The sequence below is a fragment of the Aeromonas sp. 25-248 genome (assembly GCF_053005425.1).
Window position 1 is genome coordinate 65,253 of the sequence record NZ_JBRKTB010000010.1, and the last position, 18,630, is coordinate 83,882.

At 63.2% G+C, this 18,630-nt stretch carries 17 protein-coding genes and 1 other annotated feature; of the genes, 10 read left to right on the forward strand and 7 right to left on the reverse strand.

Translation table 11 applies throughout. From position 1 onward, the window contains the following. Nucleotides 1-4: 4 nt before the first annotated feature. From hisC to hisG, 3 genes are read right to left on the reverse strand one after another with little or no spacing between them, the layout of a single operon-like run. Nucleotides 5-1,075, reverse strand: coding sequence for a histidinol-phosphate transaminase (gene hisC / locus ACVDHI_RS14615; protein WP_104455914.1), 1,071 nt, complete (start codon nt 1,073-1,075; stop codon nt 5-7). Beyond that, nucleotides 1,072-2,397 carry a histidinol dehydrogenase gene (hisD, locus tag ACVDHI_RS14620; protein WP_041211399.1) on the reverse strand — a complete coding sequence of 442 codons (1,326 nt, stop codon included), beginning with the start codon at nt 2,395-2,397 and terminating at the stop codon, nt 1,072-1,074. The genes hisC and hisD overlap by 4 nt, the downstream gene beginning before the upstream one ends. Before the next feature lie 30 nt (nt 2,398-2,427). Next, complete coding sequence (hisG, locus tag ACVDHI_RS14625) at nt 2,428-3,324, reverse strand: ATP phosphoribosyltransferase (protein ID WP_010674694.1); 897 nt, start codon at nt 3,322-3,324, stop codon at nt 2,428-2,430. A 24-nt stretch (nt 3,325-3,348) separates the two neighbouring features. After that, nucleotides 3,349-3,477, reverse strand: a sequence feature (His leader region). A gap of 190 nt (nt 3,478-3,667) precedes the next feature. On the opposite strand from hisG, the gene ACVDHI_RS14630 reads away from it, so the two are divergent. The 7 genes from ACVDHI_RS14630 (at nt 3,668) to rnd (ending at nt 11,204) form a co-directional block, all read left to right on the forward strand. Continuing rightward, nucleotides 3,668-3,913, forward strand: a complete 246-nt coding sequence (locus ACVDHI_RS14630) for a hypothetical protein (protein WP_447212209.1) — start codon at nt 3,668-3,670, stop codon at nt 3,911-3,913. 61 nt (nt 3,914-3,974) lie between these two features. Further along, entirely contained in the window at nt 3,975-5,894 is a 1,920-nt protein-coding gene (locus ACVDHI_RS14635; RefSeq protein WP_042017607.1) for an ATP-dependent DNA helicase, read from the forward strand. A 97-nt stretch (nt 5,895-5,991) separates the two neighbouring features. After that, a complete protein-coding gene (gene tsaB / locus ACVDHI_RS14640) occupies nt 5,992-6,693 on the forward strand; it encodes a tRNA (adenosine(37)-N6)-threonylcarbamoyltransferase complex dimerization subunit type 1 TsaB (protein ID WP_323881463.1) in 702 nt (233 codons plus the stop codon). 50 nt (nt 6,694-6,743) lie between these two features. Continuing rightward, the gene (locus tag ACVDHI_RS14645; protein WP_039039136.1) at nt 6,744-7,259 is read left to right on the forward strand and encodes a Slp family lipoprotein; all 516 of its coding nucleotides are present in this window, start codon (nt 6,744-6,746) and stop codon (nt 7,257-7,259) included. A 9-nt stretch (nt 7,260-7,268) separates the two neighbouring features. Further along, on the forward strand, nt 7,269-8,120 hold the full coding sequence (locus tag ACVDHI_RS14650; RefSeq protein ID WP_042863844.1) for an alpha/beta fold hydrolase: 852 nt from the start codon (nt 7,269-7,271) through the stop codon (nt 8,118-8,120). A gap of 196 nt (nt 8,121-8,316) precedes the next feature. Continuing rightward, nucleotides 8,317-9,993 carry a long-chain-fatty-acid--CoA ligase FadD gene (gene fadD / locus ACVDHI_RS14655; protein WP_010674700.1) on the forward strand — a complete coding sequence of 559 codons (1,677 nt, stop codon included), beginning with the start codon at nt 8,317-8,319 and terminating at the stop codon, nt 9,991-9,993. A 98-nt stretch (nt 9,994-10,091) separates the two neighbouring features. Continuing rightward, complete coding sequence (gene rnd / locus ACVDHI_RS14660) at nt 10,092-11,204, forward strand: ribonuclease D (protein ID WP_039039174.1); 1,113 nt, start codon at nt 10,092-10,094, stop codon at nt 11,202-11,204. Between the two features lie 159 nt (nt 11,205-11,363). Here rnd and ACVDHI_RS14665 read toward each other — a convergent pair whose 3' ends face one another. From ACVDHI_RS14665 to dusC, 4 genes are all read right to left on the reverse strand, one after another. Next, on the reverse strand, nt 11,364-11,732 hold the full coding sequence (locus ACVDHI_RS14665; RefSeq protein ID WP_039039175.1) for a TraR/DksA family transcriptional regulator: 369 nt from the start codon (nt 11,730-11,732) through the stop codon (nt 11,364-11,366). 81 nt (nt 11,733-11,813) lie between these two features. Then, complete coding sequence (locus tag ACVDHI_RS14670) at nt 11,814-12,779, reverse strand: DMT family transporter (RefSeq protein ID WP_324061615.1); 966 nt, start codon at nt 12,777-12,779, stop codon at nt 11,814-11,816. A 74-nt stretch (nt 12,780-12,853) separates the two neighbouring features. Beyond that, nucleotides 12,854-13,681: an AraC family transcriptional regulator gene (locus ACVDHI_RS14675; RefSeq protein ID WP_324061613.1), complete on the reverse strand. Its 828-nt coding sequence runs from the start codon at nt 13,679-13,681 to the stop codon at nt 12,854-12,856. Nucleotides 13,682-13,737: 56 nt separating this feature from the next. Then, nucleotides 13,738-14,682, reverse strand: a complete 945-nt coding sequence (dusC, locus tag ACVDHI_RS14680; protein WP_103243143.1) for a tRNA dihydrouridine(16) synthase DusC — start codon at nt 14,680-14,682, stop codon at nt 13,738-13,740. Between the two features lie 177 nt (nt 14,683-14,859). Here dusC and ACVDHI_RS14685 point away from each other — a divergent pair, with 177 nt between their 5' ends. From ACVDHI_RS14685 to dnaX, 3 genes are all read left to right on the forward strand, one after another. After that, nucleotides 14,860-15,237 (forward strand): YbaN family protein, encoded by a 378-nt coding sequence (locus ACVDHI_RS14685; protein ID WP_039039141.1) that lies wholly within the window; start codon nt 14,860-14,862, stop codon nt 15,235-15,237. A gap of 132 nt (nt 15,238-15,369) precedes the next feature. Further along, nucleotides 15,370-15,915: an adenine phosphoribosyltransferase gene (apt, locus tag ACVDHI_RS14690; protein WP_010674707.1), complete on the forward strand. Its 546-nt coding sequence runs from the start codon at nt 15,370-15,372 to the stop codon at nt 15,913-15,915. A 177-nt stretch (nt 15,916-16,092) separates the two neighbouring features. Beyond that, nucleotides 16,093-18,573 carry a DNA polymerase III subunit gamma/tau gene (dnaX, locus tag ACVDHI_RS14695; RefSeq protein WP_447212210.1) on the forward strand — a complete coding sequence of 827 codons (2,481 nt, stop codon included), beginning with the start codon at nt 16,093-16,095 and terminating at the stop codon, nt 18,571-18,573. Nucleotides 18,574-18,630 lie beyond the last annotated feature (57 nt).

Below are 18,630 nucleotides of genomic sequence, written 5' to 3' on the forward strand. Positions count from 1 at the left end.
TGTCTTACAGAGAGGGTGGGGGCAGGTCACGCAGCACGGCGAGCACGGCGTCCATTTCGCCCTGATAGCCGATGGTGATGCGGATGCTGTTGTCAAGGCCAGGCTTGCTGGAGAAATCACGCAAGATGATGCCGGCGGCCTTCATGGCGGCGAACACGGCGGCGCCATCTTTGAAGCGCACCAGCACGAAGTTGCCCTTGTCCTCGAACACTTCCTTGACGCAGGACAGACGAAGCAGCTCCGCCTTGATGAGCGCCTTTTGCTTGTTGAGTTCCAGCACCCGCTCCTGCATCAATTCCAGCCCCATGGGAGAGAGCGCCTGGGCGGCAATCTGGGCGATGGGGTCGGGAATGGGGTAAGGCGCGATCACCTTGGCCAGCATGGCAATCACCTCGGGATCCCCCAGGGTAAAGCCGCAACGGATCCCTGCCAGCGCGAAGGCCTTGGAGAGGGTGCGGGTCACCACCAGGTTCGGGTATTGGGCGAGCAGGTCCACCACGGAGGCCTCCGGGCAGAATTCGATGTAGGCCTCGTCCACGACGATGATGGCACGGTCCCGGGCCTTCTCCAGCAGGGCGACGAGTCCCTTGCGGCCCACCAGATCCCCGGTGGGATTGTTGGGGGAGCAGAGGAACACCAGCTTCACGTCAGAGAGGCGATCGGCGATGGCGGGCCAGTCCGGCTGACGGCTGGCGGTCAATGGCTGCTCGACAATCCCCACGCCACAGGTCTCGGCGCTGATGGCGTACATGCCGTAGGTGGGGGGGCAGATGAGGATCTGATCTTCCCCCGCCTCACAGAAGGTGCGGATCAGCAGCTCGATGGCCTCGTCGGCACCGCGGCTTACCAGCACCTGATCCGGATTGACCCCGGCGTAGGCGGCATAGCCATTCACCACCTCGGCCGGCTGGCACTCGGGATAGCGGTTGAGGCGGCTCCCCTCGACGGTGAAGGGATAGGCCAGGGGGGCCTCGTTGGCGTTGAGCCAGACGTGGCCCTGGCCGCCGATGCGGCGCGCGGACTGGTAGGGAGTGAGAGCCCGCACGACGCGACGGGCCAGATTGACGATGCTCATGACAAATCCTTCTGCTGTGCTGTTTGTTGGGGCTCGGCGGCCAGGGCGTTCAACCTGAGGGTGACGGCATGCTTGTGGGCATCGAGTCCCTCGGCCTGGGCGATGCGCTGGACGATGGGGCCAAGGCCGCGAATGCCGTCTGCAGTGAGCTCTTGAACCGTGTAGCGGCGCTGATAGTCGGCAAGCCCCAGGCTCGAGCAGGTGCGGGCATAGCCGTAGGTGGGCAGGGTGTGGTTGGTGCCGCTGGCGTAATCACCGACCGACTCCGGTGTCCATGCCCCGAGGAAGATGGAGCCCGCGTTCTCGAGCTTGTCCAGCAGATCCCGGGGTGCCCGGGTCTGCACGATGAGGTGTTCCGGTGCATAGGCGTTGGAGATGGCGCAGGCCTCCTCCAGGTTGTCGCAGAGGATCACCAGGCTTGCCTTCAGGGCTTGCTCGGCGATGTCGCGGCGGCTGAGGTCGGCGAGTTGCGCCTGGATCTCGCTGCCGATGGCATCGGCCAGGGAAGCGGAGGTGGTCACCAGCACCACCTGGCTGTCGGGGCCGTGCTCGGCCTGGGAGAGCAGATCCGATGCCACGAAGGCCGGGTTGGCGCTCTCGTCTGCGATCACCAGCACCTCGGAGGGGCCGGCGGGCATGTCGATGGCGGCGCCCCGCCAGTCACGGGAAACCTGCCCCTTGGCTTCGGTCACATAGGCGTTGCCCGGGCCGAAGATCTTGTCCACCTTGGGGATGGTCTGCGTGCCATAGGCCATGGCCGCGATGGCCTGGGCGCCGCCGATAGCGAACACCTGGCGAACGCCACAGGCGCGGGCGGCAAACAGGATCTCGTCGCTCGCCGGAGACGGGGTGCAGAGCACCACCTCGCGACAACCGGCCAGACTTGCCGGAATGGCCAGCATCATCACGGTGGAGGGGAGCGGCGCGCTGCCTCCCGGGACATAGAGACCGACCCGGCTGATGGGTTGGGTGCGCAGCTCGCACAGCACCCCGGGCTGGGTCTCGACTCGGACGACGGGCTGCACCTGGGCGGCGTGGAAGGTACGGATATTGGCGATGGCGGCCTCGATGGCACCCTTGATGTCATCACCGAGTCGAGCGCAGGCGGCATCCACTTCCGCGTCGCTCACCCGAAGCTGTTCCCGGGGCGCGCGTTCGAAACGCTGGCTCAGCTCGCGCAGGGCCTCATCGCCCCGGCTGCGTACCGCGGCAATGATGTCTCGCACCACGGTACCGATGTCGGCTTCGTCGCCAAGGGCGGGCCGGGTCAGGACCTCGGCTTGCCGGGCGGGGGAGAGGGTCTTCCAGATCAGGGTCTGCATGATGTGTCTTCCTTATTCCATCATCTCGGCTTATTCCATCATCTTTTCAATGGGCAGCACCAGGATGGAGCTGGCACCCAGGGCCTTGAGCTGTTCCATGGTCTCCCAGAAGAGGGTTTCGCTGGAGACGACGTGCAGGGCCACCTGGTTGGTGTCACCGGCGAGCTGCATGATGGTGGGACGCTCCGCCCCCGGCAGCAGATCGGTGATGGCATCGAGCTTGTCTTTGGGGGCGTGCAGCATGATGTATTTGCTTTCGCGCGCCTGCTGCATCCCCTGGATGCGGGGCAGCAGCTTGTCGATGAGTTTCTGCTTGGCATCGTTCAGGGGGTTGGGGGCCTGCACCAGTACTGCCTTGGAGCGGTAGATTACCTCGACCTCTTTCAGGCCGTTGGCTTCCAGGGTTGCGCCGGTGGAGACCAGATCGCAGATGGCATCGGCCAGACCCGCGCGGGGGGCCACTTCCACCGAGCCGCCCAGCATCACGCTCTTGAAGCCCAGGCCCTTCTCGTCGAAGAAGCGCTTGAGCAGACCTGGGTAGGAGGTGGCGATGCGTTTGCCGGCAAGGCTCTCGGGTCCTGTGTAGTTGACATCGTCCGGCACCGCCAGAGAGAGGCGGCAGCCGCCGAAGTCGAGCTGCTTGAGGGTCTTCACCGCAAAGGGCTGCCCCTGGGCTGCGCGGATGAGCTGCACCTCTTCGAGAACGTTCTCGCCGATGATGCCAAGATCGACCACCCCTTCCATCACCAGACCCGGGATGTCGTCATCACGCACCCGCAGAATGTCGATGGGCATGTTCTCGACATGGGCGATGAGGCGCTGTTCCCGCAGGTTGATCTTGAGGCCGCAGCTCTTGAAGAGGGCCTGGGAATCCTGGCTCAGACGACCGGATTTTTGCATGGCGATGCGCAGACGTTGTGTTTCCATTGCTCGATTTCCTTTTAGTCAAAAACGAAAAAACCCTCGGAAGTATGTGCTTCCGAGGGTTCATGAATCTTGCGGTCCTTTTGGAAGTCACCAGTTAAGTGTCTTCCAGCAGTCAACCTCCTGAAAGACTATTCGGGATGATGATGGTGATGATGAGTCTTCAGGGTGGTGAACTTCATGATGTAATCAATCCTTTACAAATCAGATGCCGTTGTTGACGCCCGATTTAAACTACCTGCCTTGACAGAAAATGCAACCGAAAAATGTGATCCGGACGATTAAAGTTGAGAAAACGGTTTTCTGGTCGATAACTAGACAATGAGATGCCAAAGGAGGCGACATCATGCCCAGCCAGGACCTGTTATTTCCCATCCTGCCCCGCGCACCCTCGACACCGAGCCCGGATGACATCAAGCGGGAGGTGACTCAGATCAGCCAGAAACATCAGCTGCGCAAGATAGGCACCGACAATGACGGCGGTGGCCAGCATCACCAGCAGAGGGAGCAGCCGCCAAGGCCTGATCAACCAGCGGTGCAGGATGATAATCACAAACCGGATCCGGACCACCGGATTGATCTGTTCGTCTGAACGCATTATCAGTCCCGCTTTTTCCGCGCTTTTGGCATAATGCCCGCTTTTGCAGCGGGACATGCCTTTGACCATCATCCAGACCCTGTTCAAGCCAGACGGCCCCCTGGCCCGCCATATCGACGGCTTCAAGGCCCGTGCCCCGCAACTGGAGATGGCCGAGGCGGTGTCGCGCGCCATCAAGCAAGGTGGCCGCTTGCTGGTGGAGGCTGGAACGGGCACTGGCAAAACCTATGCCTATCTGGTGCCTGCGCTGGAATCCGGCAAGCGGGTGGTGATCAGCACCGGGTCCAAGAATCTGCAAGAGCAGCTCTTCTATCGGGATCTGCCCACCATCACGGGGGCGCTTCACTACACCCCGCCGGTGGCACTGCTCAAGGGGCGCAGCAATTACCTCTGCATCGAGCGGATGAACCGGCTGTTGAGTGAATCCCATCTGCAAAAGCCCGAGATCCTGAGCGATCTCGTGAAGGTCAAATCCTGGTCGACCGCCACCGACAACGGCGATGTGGGGGATATCCCGGGGCTACAGGAGAACGCCGAGATCCTTGCCCACGTCACCAGCACCAACGACAACTGCCTGGGTCGCGACTGCCCCTATTACGATGATTGTCACTTGGTCATCGCCCGGCGCCGTGCCATGGACGCCCAGGTGGTGGTGATCAACCACCACCTCTTTTTCGCCGACATGGCGGTCAAAGACACCGGCTTTGGCGAGCTGGTGCCCGAGGCGCAGGTCTATGTATTCGACGAGGCGCACCAGCTGCCCGAGATCGCCAGCCACTACTTCGGCAAGTCCGTGGGCAGCCGCACCATCCAGGATTTGGCGCAGGATATCCAGCTCGCCTACCGGGCAGAGGCTCATGACATGGCCCAGCTTGGCAAGGCGGCGGACAGGCTCGCCATTGCCAGTCAGGATCTGCGCCTTGCCTTCGGCGTGGAGGGGGGGCGCGGCAACACCCGGGATCTGCTGAGACAATCCCTCTGGGCACAGGCGCTGGCCCGCCTCAACGATGCCATCGGGCTCTGTTATGAAGTGCTGAAACTGGCGCTCGGGCGAGGGGAGCAGCTGGATCACTGTTTCGAGCGCATCAGCGAGCTGCGCACCCGCCTTGGGGAGGTGCTGGCGGTCAACCAGACCGGTTTCTCCTACTGGTATGACTGTTCGCGTCTGCACTTTACCCTCAATCTGACGCCGCTGTCGGTCGCCGAGCGCTTCGGTGCCGAGGTGCAGCGCCCCGAGGTGGCCTGGGTCTTCACCTCGGCCACCTTGACGGTGGACAATCGCTTCGCCCACTTCGTCGCCGAGATGGGGCTGGCCGGCAGCGCCGAACTCATTCTCGACAGTCCGTTCGATTACGCCGAGCAGGCGCGCCTGTGCGTACCCCGTTTCTTGCCAGAGCCCAATGCCTTCGGGCGCGGGGAGCAGCTGGCGACCCTGATGATCCCCCTCATCAACAAGACGCCAGGGGGGTGCTTCTTCCTCTGCACCAGCCATCAGGTGATGCGCCAGGTGGCTGAGGTGCTGCGCCGGGAAATCGGCCGCACCGTCCTGCTGCAAGGGGAAGACAACAAGCAGCGGCTGCTCAAGACCTTCGTGGAAAACGGTCGGGCCGTGCTGGTGGCCACCAGCAGTTTCTGGGAGGGGATAGACGTGCGGGGGGCGGCATTGTCCTGTGTTATCATCGACAAGCTGCCCTTTGCGAGCCCGGACGATCCCCAGCTCAAGGCACGGGTGGAGGATTGCAAGCTCAAGGGGGGGGATCCCTTTGCCGAGCTGCAGTTGCCCAAGGCGGTGATTGCCCTCAAGCAGGGGGTGGGGCGGCTCATCCGTGATCGCAGTGATCACGGCGTACTGGTTATTTGTGATCCCCGGGTGGTCAACAAGCCCTATGGCGCCACCTTCATCAAGAGCCTGCCTGCCATTCCACGGACCCGGGAGCTGGCGACCCTGGGAGAATTTTTCGGACCACGGGAGTGAGTCCGCCGCGCCGGGGCTGATTGCCCCCGGCCATGCATGACGGCAGGCCTTGGCCATGCTGACGATTTAACTGACTGATGTGAAGAGAATAAAAAGAATGGATGAGTTGAAGATCCTGGCCGTGGATACCGCCACCGAAGCCTGCTCCGCAGCCCTCTTGGTGGGCGATACCCTCTACTCCCGCTGGGAAGAGGCGCCCCGTGACCATACCCGCAAGATCCTGCCCATGGTTCAGGCTCTGTTGGATGAAGCCGGTCTATCGTTGGATGAGCTCGACGCCATCGCCTTCGGTCGTGGGCCTGGCTCCTTCACCGGGGTACGGATCGGGATCAGCGTGGCTCAGGGGCTCGCCTTTGGTGTCGGCGTGCCGATGATCGGTGTCTCCACCCTGGCGGCCATGGCCCAGGGGGCCCATAAGCTGGAAGGGGCCGAGCAGGTGCTTGCCGCCATCGATGCGCGCATGGACGAGGTCTATTTCGGCCACTACGCCCTGGTGGACGGAGTGATGACGCTGGTGGGCGAGGAGGTGGTGAGCGAGCCAGCCGCACTGGTGCAGGCCCGTGACAAGCTGACTGGCGCGGTGAGCTGCGTTGGCACCGGTTTTGAAACCTATGGCGAGACTCTGGGCGGCCTGGCAGATGTGCTGATGCCAAGCCAGGTGCGTTTCCCGGCGGCCGCCGACATGCTGCCTCTGGCACGCCAGGCCTGGTTTGCGGGTGAGGCGGTGCCGGTTGAGCAAGCCACCCCTGTCTATCTGCGTGACAAGGTGACCTGGAAGAAACTGCCGGGTCGCGAATAAACGGCAGCGGCTGCCCCGGGCTGCTTTGTCGGACGATGAAGGAGAGACGAATGAGAAAATCCGTGATCATGCTGGGATTGGTGGGGCTGCTGCTGGGCGGTTGCAGCACGGTGCCCAAAGAGCTTGCCTATGAGCCTGCGGATCAGCTGGTGGCCTATCAACCCGCTCTGCAGGGGATGGAAGGCAAGCCGGCCCGCTGGAGCGGTGTCATCTCGGCGGTCCACAACAAGGCGGATCAGAGTGTCATCGAGGTGGTCTATCTGCCCCTCAAGTCCAATGGGGTGCCGGAGCAGACCGAGCAGAGCCCCGGTCGTTTTCTCGCCATCATGCAGGGGTTTGTCGACCCGACCCTCTATGCCAAGGGTCGCAGCCTGACGGTGCTCGGCACCCTCGACAAGCCGGTGGACAGCCAGATTGGCGAGCACAAGTATCGCTTCTCGGTACTCAAGGTGACGGGGAGCAAGCTGTGGCCACCGGTGAAGGAGGTGGAGATCCGCTACATGGATCCCTACTTTTACGATCCTTTCTATGATCCCTTCTGGCCCAGACGGCCCCTGCGCCGCTGAGGAGCCCGGATGACGGCGACATTGCAGGAGCGCAGGCTGCGCCTGGCGGACGGGCGGCACATCGCCCTGCTGGACAATGGTCAGGAGGGCAGACCGCTGCTGGTGGCCCTCCATGGCTGGCTCGACAACGGTGCCAGCTTTTTGCCTCTGGCCCCCTGGCTGGGAGCGTTTCATCTGGTCTGCGTCGATCTGCCGGGCCATGGTCACTCCGATCACAAGTCGACTCCCTATGTCTTCGTGGACTGGCTGGATGATCTCTACCAGATCACCCAGGCCGCGGGCTGGCAGCGTTTCATCCTGCTTGGTCACTCCCTGGGGGCGCTGATTGCCTCTGCCTATGCCGGCGTTTTTCCCGAACAAATCGAGCGGCTCATTCTGCTGGAGGGGCTCGGCCCCTTGAGCCAGCCCGACGAGGAGGTACCGGGGCAGCTGCGCCGCGCCATCCTCAACCGCACTCGTACCCGTGAGCGTGCAACCAGTGGATTTGCCACCCTCGAGGAGGCGGTGGCTGCCCGCTGCAAGGTGGCGGACATCCCCCCGAGTGCGGCACGCCTTATCTGCGAGCGACAACTGGAGGCGCGGACAGGGCGCTGGTATTGGCGCAGTGATCCCCGTCTTCGCGATCTCTCGCCCCTGCGCATGAGCGAGGGGCAGGCCCAGGCCCTGATCCGGGCCATCGTCTGTCCGGTGCTCTTTATCCGGGGAGAGCAGGGCTTCCCCGGGCTCCTGGCACAGTGGCAGTTGCGGGAGGCGGCCTTTGGCCACATTGAACGGGTGACAGTGGCAGGAGGCCATCATTTTCATATGGAAAATTCATCAGAAACCGCCGTTTATATCGAAAACTTCGCTCAAATCCGGTAGGATCGGCGGCTTTGAATCATGTCAGGTTTGCTTTCTCCCTCACATTTCCCGTTGTTAATTCACTGTTAATTGATGTTGCCTTATGTAAATATGTGCGGCATTAGAGCATGAACTTAAAACAATTGATTGAAATGGATGTGACAGGGACGGAGGCAACACAGTGAGCGCACAGGTGCGAGTTATGCAGGAGAAGTTCGTGGAAAGAGTCTGGCTGAAGCGTTATCCAGAAGGGGTGCCCGCCGAGATCAATCCAGACCAATACGGCTCTCTGGTCGAGATGTTTGAAGAGTCGGTGAACCAGTTCGCCGATCAGCCCGCCTTCGTCAACATGGGGCAGACCATTACCTACCGCCGGCTGGAGGAGCAGTCCCGAGCCTTCGCCGCCTACCTGCAAAACGAGCTCAAGCTCGGCAAGGGGGACAGGGTGGCCGTGATGATGCCTAACCTGCTGCAATACCCCATCGCGGTATTCGGCATCCTGCGGGCCGGCATGACGGTGGTGAACGTCAACCCCCTCTATACCCCGCGCGAGCTGGAGCATCAGTTGAAAGACTCTGGCGCCAAGGCCATCGTCATCGTTTCCAACTTCGCCCACACCCTGGAAAAAGTCGTGTATGACACCCCGGTCAAGCACGTGATCCTGACCCGGATGGGGGACAACCTGGGGCTGGCCAAGGGGACCCTGGTCAACTTCGTGGTCAAATACGTCAAGAAGCTGGTGCCCAAGTACAACCTGCCCCATGCCAGCACCATGCGCCAGGCCCTCGCCAAGGGGCGCTACCTGCAGTACATCAAACCCGAGATCAGCAACCAGGACATCGCCTTCCTGCAATACACCGGCGGGACCACCGGCCTCTCCAAGGGGGCCATGCTGACTCATCGCAACATGATCGCCAACGTCGAGCAGTGCCTCGGTGTCTATGGCCCCGTGCTGGAGCGCGGCAAGGAGTTTGTGGTCACGGCGCTGCCGCTCTATCACGTCTTCGCCCTGACGGTGAACTGCCTGCTGTTCATGCGTCTGGGGGGCTACAACCTGCTCATCAGCAACCCTCGCGACATCCCGGGTTTTGTCAAAGAGATCAAGAAGTATCCTTTCACCTGCATCACAGGGGTGAACACCCTGTTCAACGCCCTGGTCAACAACGACGAGTTCAAGGGCATGGATTTTGCCAAGCTCAAGCTCACCATCGGTGGCGGCATGGCGGTGCAACGGGCGGTGGCCGAGCAGTGGAAGGGGCTGACCGGCACCCCGCTGCTGGAGGGCTATGGCCTGACCGAGTGCTCGCCCCTGGTGAGCGTCTGCCCCTATGATCTGGTGGATTACAACGGCTCCATCGGTCTGCCGGTCTGCTCCACCGAGATCCGTCTGGTGGATGACGAGGGTAACCAGGTCACCGAACGGGGTGCCCCCGGCGAGATGCAGGTGCGCGGTCCTCAGGTGATGACCGGCTACTGGCAGCGCCCGGAGGCGACCGCCGAGGTGATGCAGGATGGCTGGCTCTGCACCGGCGACATCGCGGTATGCGACGAGCAGGGTTTCTTCAAGATTGTCGATCGCAAGAAGGACATGATCCTGGTCTCCGGCTTCAACGTCTACCCGAACGAGATAGAAGACGTGGTGGCCCTGCATCCCAAGGTGCTGGAGGTAGCCGCCGTCGGCGTACCCAACCCGGTGTCCGGCGAGCAGGTGAAGATCTTCGTGGTCAAGAAAGATGCAAAGCTGGCGGAAGAGGAGATAATTGCCCACTGCCGCAAACATCTGACTGCCTATAAGGTGCCGAAACTGGTAGAATTTCGCGACGAACTTCCCAAGACCAACGTGGGCAAGATCCTGCGCCGCGTGCTGCGCGACGAGGAGATTGCCAAGCAGTAACCGGCATGCACTGCTTTGCAGTCCAGCGCTGTCGTTATGCAAAACCGTGGGACATCCACGGTTTTTTCTTTCTGGATCCGACCAACGTGCAGGCAACGATGCAATATCAACTCATTTCACAGCAAGCCGAACTGGATCAGTATCTCGCTTCTCTGGCCGACGTTCCCCTGGCCATCGATACCGAATTCGTTCGCACCCGTACCTACTATCCCCAGCTCGGTCTGTTCCAGATCTACGATGGCAAGCAGCTTGCCCTGCTCGATCCCCTGACCCTGGATCTCTCCGGTTTGTGGCAACGCCTCGGTCGGGCCGGACAGATTGCCATCCTGCACGCCTCCGGTGAGGATCTGGAACTCATCCAGCATCAGGCGGGTCACCTGCCCAACCAGATGCACGATACCCAGCTGGCGGCAGCCTTCCTGGGTCATGGCGTGTCGGTGGGGTTTGGCGCCCTGGTCAACGAATTCCTCGGGGTCGAGCTTGAGAAGGATCAGGCCCGTACCGACTGGCTGGCGCGCCCCCTTACCCCTCGTCAGCTGGAATATGCCGCGGCGGATGTCTTCTACCTCATGCCCCTCTACGAGAAGGTGATGGCCAGACTGCGCGAGAGCGGCAAGTTCCCCTGGTTCGAACAGGAGTGCCAGAACCACTCCGCCCGCAAGACCCAGGGCAGCGATCCCCGTCAGGCCTACCTCGAGATAGTCAACGCCTGGCAACTGGGTCGCCGCGAGCTGGCCATCCTGCGCGAGCTGGCCGCCTGGCGCCAGCAGGAAGCGGTACGCCGGGATCTCGCCCTCAACTTCGTTGTGAAAGAGCTGCACCTGTTCAAGGTGGCGGAGCGTCGTCCCGCTTCCCTTCGGGATCTCAACGAGCTGGGCCTCTCGCCCATCGAGATCAAGATCCACGGCAAGCGGATGCTGGACATCGTCGCCGCCGCCCAGCAGAGCGACCCTGCTAGCTGGCCCGATCCCATCCGCCGTCTGGTGGACTTCCCCCAGTACAAGGCCGAGCTCAAGCGCATCAAGGCCATGGTGGAGGAGAAGGCCAAGGCCAGCAACATTCCGCCGGAGCTGGTGGCGAGCAAGAAGATCATCCACCAGTACTTCACCTGGAGCTGGCGCATGAGTGCCGAGGAGCGGGCCAGGGCGGACAAGCCCATGCTGCTGCAAGGGTGGCGTCATGAGCTGGTAGGCCACCTGCTGGCCCAGTGACGAGTACGCAGTACGAGAAGGGGAGTCCATGACTCCCCTTTTTCATGCCTGTGCGGCTGCCCCCGGGGGTTGCCGGGATCGTCGCGCCAGGGGGTTGGTCATGATGGGAAGTGAGAAGGGGTGGAGGAGGAAAATGGCGGGCACAAAGGGTGCCCCCCATCAGAGTTCGTGAGCGTGGAATCCCTTGCGGTAGCGGGCCTCGCAGCGCGGGCAGCGTTGCAGGGTCGGATCCTGTTCCAGCTGTTCAGGGAGCAGCGGCTCCTCACAATCGGAGCAGAAGCCATAGAGCCCCAGATCCATCTGGCAGAGCGCCGCGTCGAGCCGCTTGAGGCGTGCCACGCTGTGTTCCACCCCGGGCAGATCGAGACGGCTGGTCAGATCAACCAGTTGATCTCGCTCGCAGCGCTCCACCTTCTGTGCCCAGTCATCTTGTCGACAGGCCTTGAGCTGACGGATCAGCTCCTCTCTTGTTTGCGCCCAGTCGGTCAGAAGGCGCTGATGCCATTCGGCCAACCGGGCTTGCGTCACTTCACACACAGCAGCCCCCAAAAACGAGTGATAAAACTCGACCAGTATAGGGAAACCCGCGGTTTATCAAGATGACATGAGTCAAGTTAACCGTGCTTTGACGGGTTTTTCCGGCAGGTGCTGCGGCTTGCCGGTGATGACGTAGAGCACTCCCGCCACCAGACAGACGACACCCACCAGGGTACTCATGGGGGGCATGATCCCGCGCAGCATAAAGGCGTACAAGAGCCCCGCCAGAGTCTCGAACACGATGAGCGGCCCGACCAGCACGGTCGGCAGGCGCTGGCTCGCCTCGTTCCAGCACAGGGTGCCGAGCCAGGAGCAGAGGAGCCCCACTGCCCCCATCAGCAACACGAAGCGCAGGGGCGTCGGCCCGAAGGGCAGGGGAAAGTCCGGTGCACTCAGGGCAAGATGGCCGAGGCTGCCGAGATAGGCAATGAGCGCCACCGGCAGGGTCACCAGCCCCTGGGCGGTGGCCCAGACGGCCGGACTGCGGCCCGGGTGCTCGCGCAGCCAACGGGCGTTGCGCAGGGGATACCAGGTCCAGCACAGCACGGCGCCCACCGCCAGGGCGAGCCCAAGCAGTTGTTCGGTGCGCGCCTCGGTGTGCCAGGTGAGCTCGGTGCTGTTGACCAGATAGAGACCGGCCCCCATCAGCACCAGGGACGGGTAGAGCCGGGTGCGGGAGAGGCGACCGTCCCGTGCGCCATAGAGGCGGTTGGCGGCCAGGGCCGTCACCACCGGCAGGGTGCCGATAAACATGGCTGCCAGGGGCGAGCCGATGCGCAAGATGGCCCCCGACAGGCAGAAGTAGTAGAGGAGGTTCCCCACCAGAGTGAGGGCGAGGGCCTCTCGCCAGTCGCTGGCTGAGAGGGCCGCCAGGTGCTTGCGGGCCTGCCAGGCGAGCGGCAGCACGATGAGGCCGAAGGCGAGGTAGCGGCCGCTCGCGAGCAGGGCGGGGGGATAGCCGTCCACCAAGAGGGGGGCGACGAAGATGAGCCCCCACATCAGGCCGGCCAGCAGGGCAAACAGGACTCCGATCAACATGTTTCATATCCGGTAAAGAAGAAGGAGGCCAGCCTAGCAGGGGGGAAGGGGGGCGTATTGAACCAGATTGCGCTTTAGCGGCCAGCCTGCACCTGTTTCTGGTAGCGGACCGGGGTGGTGCCATAGCGGCGCAGGAAGGCACGGTTGAGGTGGGACTGATCGGCCAGACCACAGGCGGCGGCCACCTCGGCTGCGGGCAGGCCGGCGGCCAGCCACCCCTTGGCGCGCTGCAGGCGGATTGCCATCAACATCTGCTGGGGGGTGACGTGAAAGCGGGCCTTGAAGCTGCGCTGGAAGTGGTAGGGGCTGAGGTTCACCGAACCGGCCAGCTCGGCCAGGGTAATGGGGCGGGCGAAACAGGCCTGCATATAGTCGATAGCGCGGCCCAGAGGGTGGGCCGCTTCGCGCGGGGCCGCCAGGGCCCGGGCATGGGGGCGCAGGGTCTCGCACACCCTTAGCAGCAGGCCGTCGGCGGCGAGCTCGCTGTCACAGTGCCAGAGGGCATCCAGGGTCGCCTGCAGGACGGGGGCAGTGCGCGGATCGCTTCGCACGGCATCGGTGAAATACCAGTCGCGCTCGCCGCTGATGGCCTCGAGCCGATCGGCGGGCAGGTAGAGCATGCGATAGCGCCACCCTTGCTCGCAGGCTGACTCGCCCGTGTGCAGCTCATCGGGGTTCATCAGCACCAGGCTGCCGGGACCGGCCAGGAGCTGGCTGCCGCGATAGCGAAAGCGCTCGGCACCGCACTCGATGACACCGAGGCCAAACCCCTCGTGACTATGGGGATCGAAGATGTGGTGCTGGATGTGGGCGCGATAGAGCTCGGTCGCAGGCTGCCCCGGCAGGGCGCGAAAATCGGCCCTGTCGTGCTGATGGGTAAAGTTGACCGGCACTCCCTGCATCCTGACCTCCTGTCAATGAGCCTTCATCATAGGGCGCCGCGGGGCGGCGGCCAAGTCTAGGCCTGTGAGGCGCACTCGCGCTCGAGGGCGGTGCGGATCTCCTCTGCGGTCTTGATGGTGCGGATGCGGCGAAACAGCTCGTCGGCCTGGGGGTATTCCCGCACTATGTAGGAGAACCACTGCTTGATGCGACTCGGGTAGTAGTCGGCCTTGTCGCTCGCCAGATCCTGCTCGGTGTAGGTCACCATCAGTTGCAGTACCTCGGCCCAGCTCATGTGGGCACACCCCGTCTTCATCACGTTGGCGAGGTTGGGGAGGGAAATTGCGCCCCGGCCCACCATGAGGGCATCGCAACCGGACACCCGGGCACAGGTCAGGGCATCGGCATGGTTCCAGATCTCGCCGTTGGCGGTGACGGGGATGGGCAGGGCGCGGCGGATGGCGTCCACGTACTCCCAGTGGGCCGGCGCCTTGTAGCCTTCGCGCTTGGTGCGGGCATGCACCGCCAGCTCGTTGGCGCCCCCCTGATAGACGGCCTGGGCGTTGTCCAGATAGAGATCCTTGTCATCGTATCCCAGGCGGATCTTGGCGCTCACCGGCAGGTGGGCAGGCACGGCCTCCCGCACCGCCTTGACGATGCGATAGACGGTCTCGGGTTCCTTGAGCAGCACGGCGCCCCCCTTGCTCTTGTTGACCGTGGGGGCAGGGCAGCCGAAGTTGAGATCGACCCCGGGAGAGCCGAGCTCGATGGCGCGGATGGCATTTTCTGCCAGCCACTCCGGATGCTGTCCCAGCAGTTGCACCCGTACCGGGGTCCCCGCACGGGTCTTGCCATCCTGTTTCAGCTCGGGGCAGAGGCGATGGAAGACCTTGGCCGGCAGCAGTTGATCGACCACCCGGATGAATTCACTGACGCAGAGGTCGTAATCATTGACGGAGGTGAGGACCTCCCGCATCAGGTGATCCAGCACCCCCTGCATGGGGGCCAAAATAACGCGCATAGCTGCTTCCGAAGACAAGGGGAGAAAAAAGAGCGCAGATTGTAGTGGCAATGGCCGGGATTGTCAGCCGTCTGCCCACTCGATGACCCCCATCGACGGCCGCCGACTGGGCCAGGCTGTCAGCTTCCGGGCCAACTCTGTTAGGCTAAAGGCAGAGATACATGCAGAGGAGTACCCATGAAACGCTGGTGTCTGATGGCCCTGGGCTGGCTTGCCTTCGCCACCGGGATAGTCGGGATAGTCCTGCCCCTGCTGCCGACCACCCCCTTCATGTTGCTGGCGGCGGCGCTGTTTGCGCGCTCCTCCCCCCGCTTTCATGGCTGGTTGCTGGCGCATCCCTGGTTTGGCCCCCCCATCCTCGACTGGCAGCAGTATCGCGGCATTCGCCGTCACGCGAGACGCCGCGCCATCATCTTCATCCTGATCTCGTTCTCGGTATCGCTGCTGGTGGTGCCGTTGCCCTGGGTGAGGTGGCTGCTGGTTGTCATAATGGTGATCCTGCTCACCTGGTTGATGCGTCTGCCGGTGCTGGAGCCGGTTGCAATGAAGAAGTGAAATCCCTAAGCTATCGCGGCAATAATGCTATGGAGTCGGCTCGTCATTTTTGCGTGACGGGCCTTTTTATTGCCCCCAGGCGGAGACCCCGTGCGCCGCCATGGCAGGGCTCAAAAAATAAGCGGTCAAATAATGAATCCGGAAACCCTGAAGTTTATCGAAGCGAGCATCAAGACCATTCCCGACTATCCGAAGCCGGGCATTCTGTTTCGCGACATCACCAGCCTGATCGAGAATGCCGAGGCCTTCAAGGCCACCATCGATCTGCTGGCCGATCATTACCGTGATCAAGGCATCACCAAGATTGTCGGCACCGAGGCCCGTGGCTTCATCTTCGGCGCCCCGGTTGCCTACGCCATGGGGCTGGGGTTCGTGCCGGTGCGCAAGCCGGGCAAGCTGCCCCGCGCCGTCATCGAGGAGTCCTACGCCCTGGAGTACGGCACCGACACCCTGCAACTGCACACCGATGCCATCGTGCCCGGTGACAAGGTGCTGGTGGTGGACGATCTGCTGGCCACCGGCGGCACCGTCGATGCCACCGTCAAGCTCATCCGCCGCGCCGGCGGTGAGGTAGCAGATGCTGCCTTCATCATCTCCCTGCCGTCCCTGGGCGGTGATGCCCGCCTGACCGCCGCTGGCGTCAAGGTGGTCTCTCTGGTGGAACTCGCGGGGGCGTAAATCGCCCCTTCGCGCGGCAGGCCTCGTCACCCTGCTTTCTGCCGCAAACCGGTGCCTGAACGGGCACCGGTTTGAAATTCAAGCGATCCCTCCCAAGGCGGCGCATCCCCCATACAGCCAGCCCTCCATTTGTGTTAGCATCCAGCCTCAATGCCTCGTTTCCCAGCATCGAGATCTATGAGCTATCAGGTTTTGGCGCGCAAATGGCGCCCCCATACGTTTGAACAAGTGGTCGGCCAGCAACATGTGCTGACGGCCCTGACCAATGCCCTGGATCAGGGACGGCTTCATCATGCCTACCTGCTGAGCGGGACCCGCGGGGTGGGCAAGACCACCATCGCCCGCATTCTGGCCAAGAGCCTCAACTGCGAGCAGGGGATCAGCAGCCATCCGTGCGGTGTGTGCGATACCTGCCGCGAGATCGATCAGGGCAATTTCGTCGATCTGCTGGAAATCGATGCGGCGTCCCGCACCAAGGTGGAAGACACCCGAGAGCTGCTCGACAACGTGCAGTACCGTCCGGCCCGTGGTCGTTTCAAGGTGTACCTCATCGATGAAGTGCACATGCTGTCGCGCCACAGCTTCAATGCGCTGCTCAAAACCCTGGAAGAGCCGCCCCCCTATGTGAAATTCCTGCTGGCCACCACGGATCCGCAGAAGCTCCCCATCACCATACTGTCGCGCTGCCTGCAGTTTCATCTGAAGAGCCTGGATCAGACCCAGATCGCCAGGCAGCTCGAATGGGTACTGGACCAGGAGGGGCAACCCTTCGAGCCTCGCGCCCTGCTGGCCCTGGCCAAGGCGGCCGATGGCAGCATGCGCGATGCCCTGAGCCTCACCGATCAGGCGCTGGCCCACGGCAACGGTAGCGTGCGCCTGGAGAGCGTGCTCACTATGCTGGGGACCCTCGATCATCACCACCTGCACCAGTTGTTGGAGGCGGTGCTGCGCCAGGATGCCCCGGCCACCATGGCCAAGATCACCGAGATTGCTACCCTGGGGCCGGATTTCGACCAGCTTCACGCCGAGCTGGAAGCCTTGCTCCATCGGGTGGCCATGGCGCAACTGCTGCCTGCGAGCGTGCAGGAGCAGGGGGCGGATGCCGATGCCTTGCTGCAGCTCGCCGGAGCCATGAGCCCGGAAGAGGTGCAGCTCTGCTATCAAATCGTGCTGGGGGGGCGCAAGGATCTGCCCTGGGCCCCTGACGGGCGCACCGCACTGGAGATGACCTGTCTGCGGATGCTGGCCTTCTCTCCCCGGCGCGAGGTGGTCCATCCCGCCAACCTGGCGGTCCAACCTCTCATGACAGGGCACTCCGGCGTGATGGCGGCAGCGAGGGAAAGCGCGCCGCTCCTGCCGGGAAAGCCCCAGGGGGCTGAGCCGGCCCCGGCTGCCAGCGCAGCACCACAGGCTCCCGCCGCGCCAGCATCGGTCCTTGAGGCCGAGCACGTCGCCCCCGCACCCAAGGCGGAGGAGGGCGCAGTGCTGGATCCGCTCTTTGCCGAGCAGGATGAGCTGCTGCGCGAGGCCGAACGGATGGGCTACGAGGCCGTGGTGCCTGCCAGTCCGCCTGCAGAGCCTGCCTCTGCGCCGTTGGCGGCTGATGACGCCGGGCAGACGCAGCAGGTTGAGGTCCAAGGGGAAGACGTCGCCATCTCTTCGACCTCCAGCATGCAGAGCCTGCTTGGCAAGCGAAATCTGCTGCGAAGCCGCCTGCGTGGCGAGCAGAGTGCAAACGCCGCGCCCGCCCGGGTCACTCCCGTCAAACCGGTGGCCGCGACCAAACCGGCCCCTGCGATGCCTGCCGTCGCGACTTCGCCCCAAGCCGAGGTGCAACCAGCGGCGCGGTCCGAGATGCCGGGGCAGGGGTCTGCCATGCAAACGGGGTATGACGACCTGCCCCCTCTGGATGCCTATGAAGAGGGGGCCAGTGACTACGAAGAGTATCTGAATCAGGGGTTTGACGAGGGGTTTGCCAGTGCCCCGTTGCCCACGCGGGCAGTGACTTCCGCCCAGCCAGCTCCCGCCACCATGGCTCCTCCTTCGCAGGAAGATCTGCCGCCCTGGGATCTGAGCGCTGACGCCGGCAGCGCGGATGCGGCGGCACCTGCGATTGTCGCTATGGTGCCTGCCGCGCCTCCAGTGGTCGCCAGCGAGCCTCAGCCCGCCATTGCGTTGATGGAGACCATCGACTGGGATGCGCTGGAAAGCGACGAACAACCCGAGGAGGAGGGGGAGGTCGCCCGTCTGATCCCCTCGTCCTTGTTGGTCAATTGCGGGGACGCCTGGGCCGAGCTCATCGCCCGCACCGGGGTGGGGGGGCGGCTGCGTCAACTGGCCATCAACGCGGTGATGACCCGGGAAGGCAATCGGGTCACCCTGCTGCTCAAACCCGAGCAGCGCCATCTGGTGAGCGACAAGGCCCGCGCCGATCTGGCCGAGATCATCGGTCCCGAGCTGGGCGGCCCGGTTCACATCGATGTGACCCTGGGCTCGGATCCCGCGCGGGAGACGCCGCTCGAGATAGAGCATCGTCTCTATCTCGGGGTGCGTGAACAGGTGAGCCGGGATCTGGCGGCGGATCCCAACGTACAATTCTTGCAGCAGCGTTTCGGCGCCGTGCTCCATCCCGAGAGCATCGAACCCCTGAGTCGCTGAGTTGCGCTGAAAAAACCGTGCCGGGGCTTGCCCCCGGTTGAAAAGACCTTTGGCTGC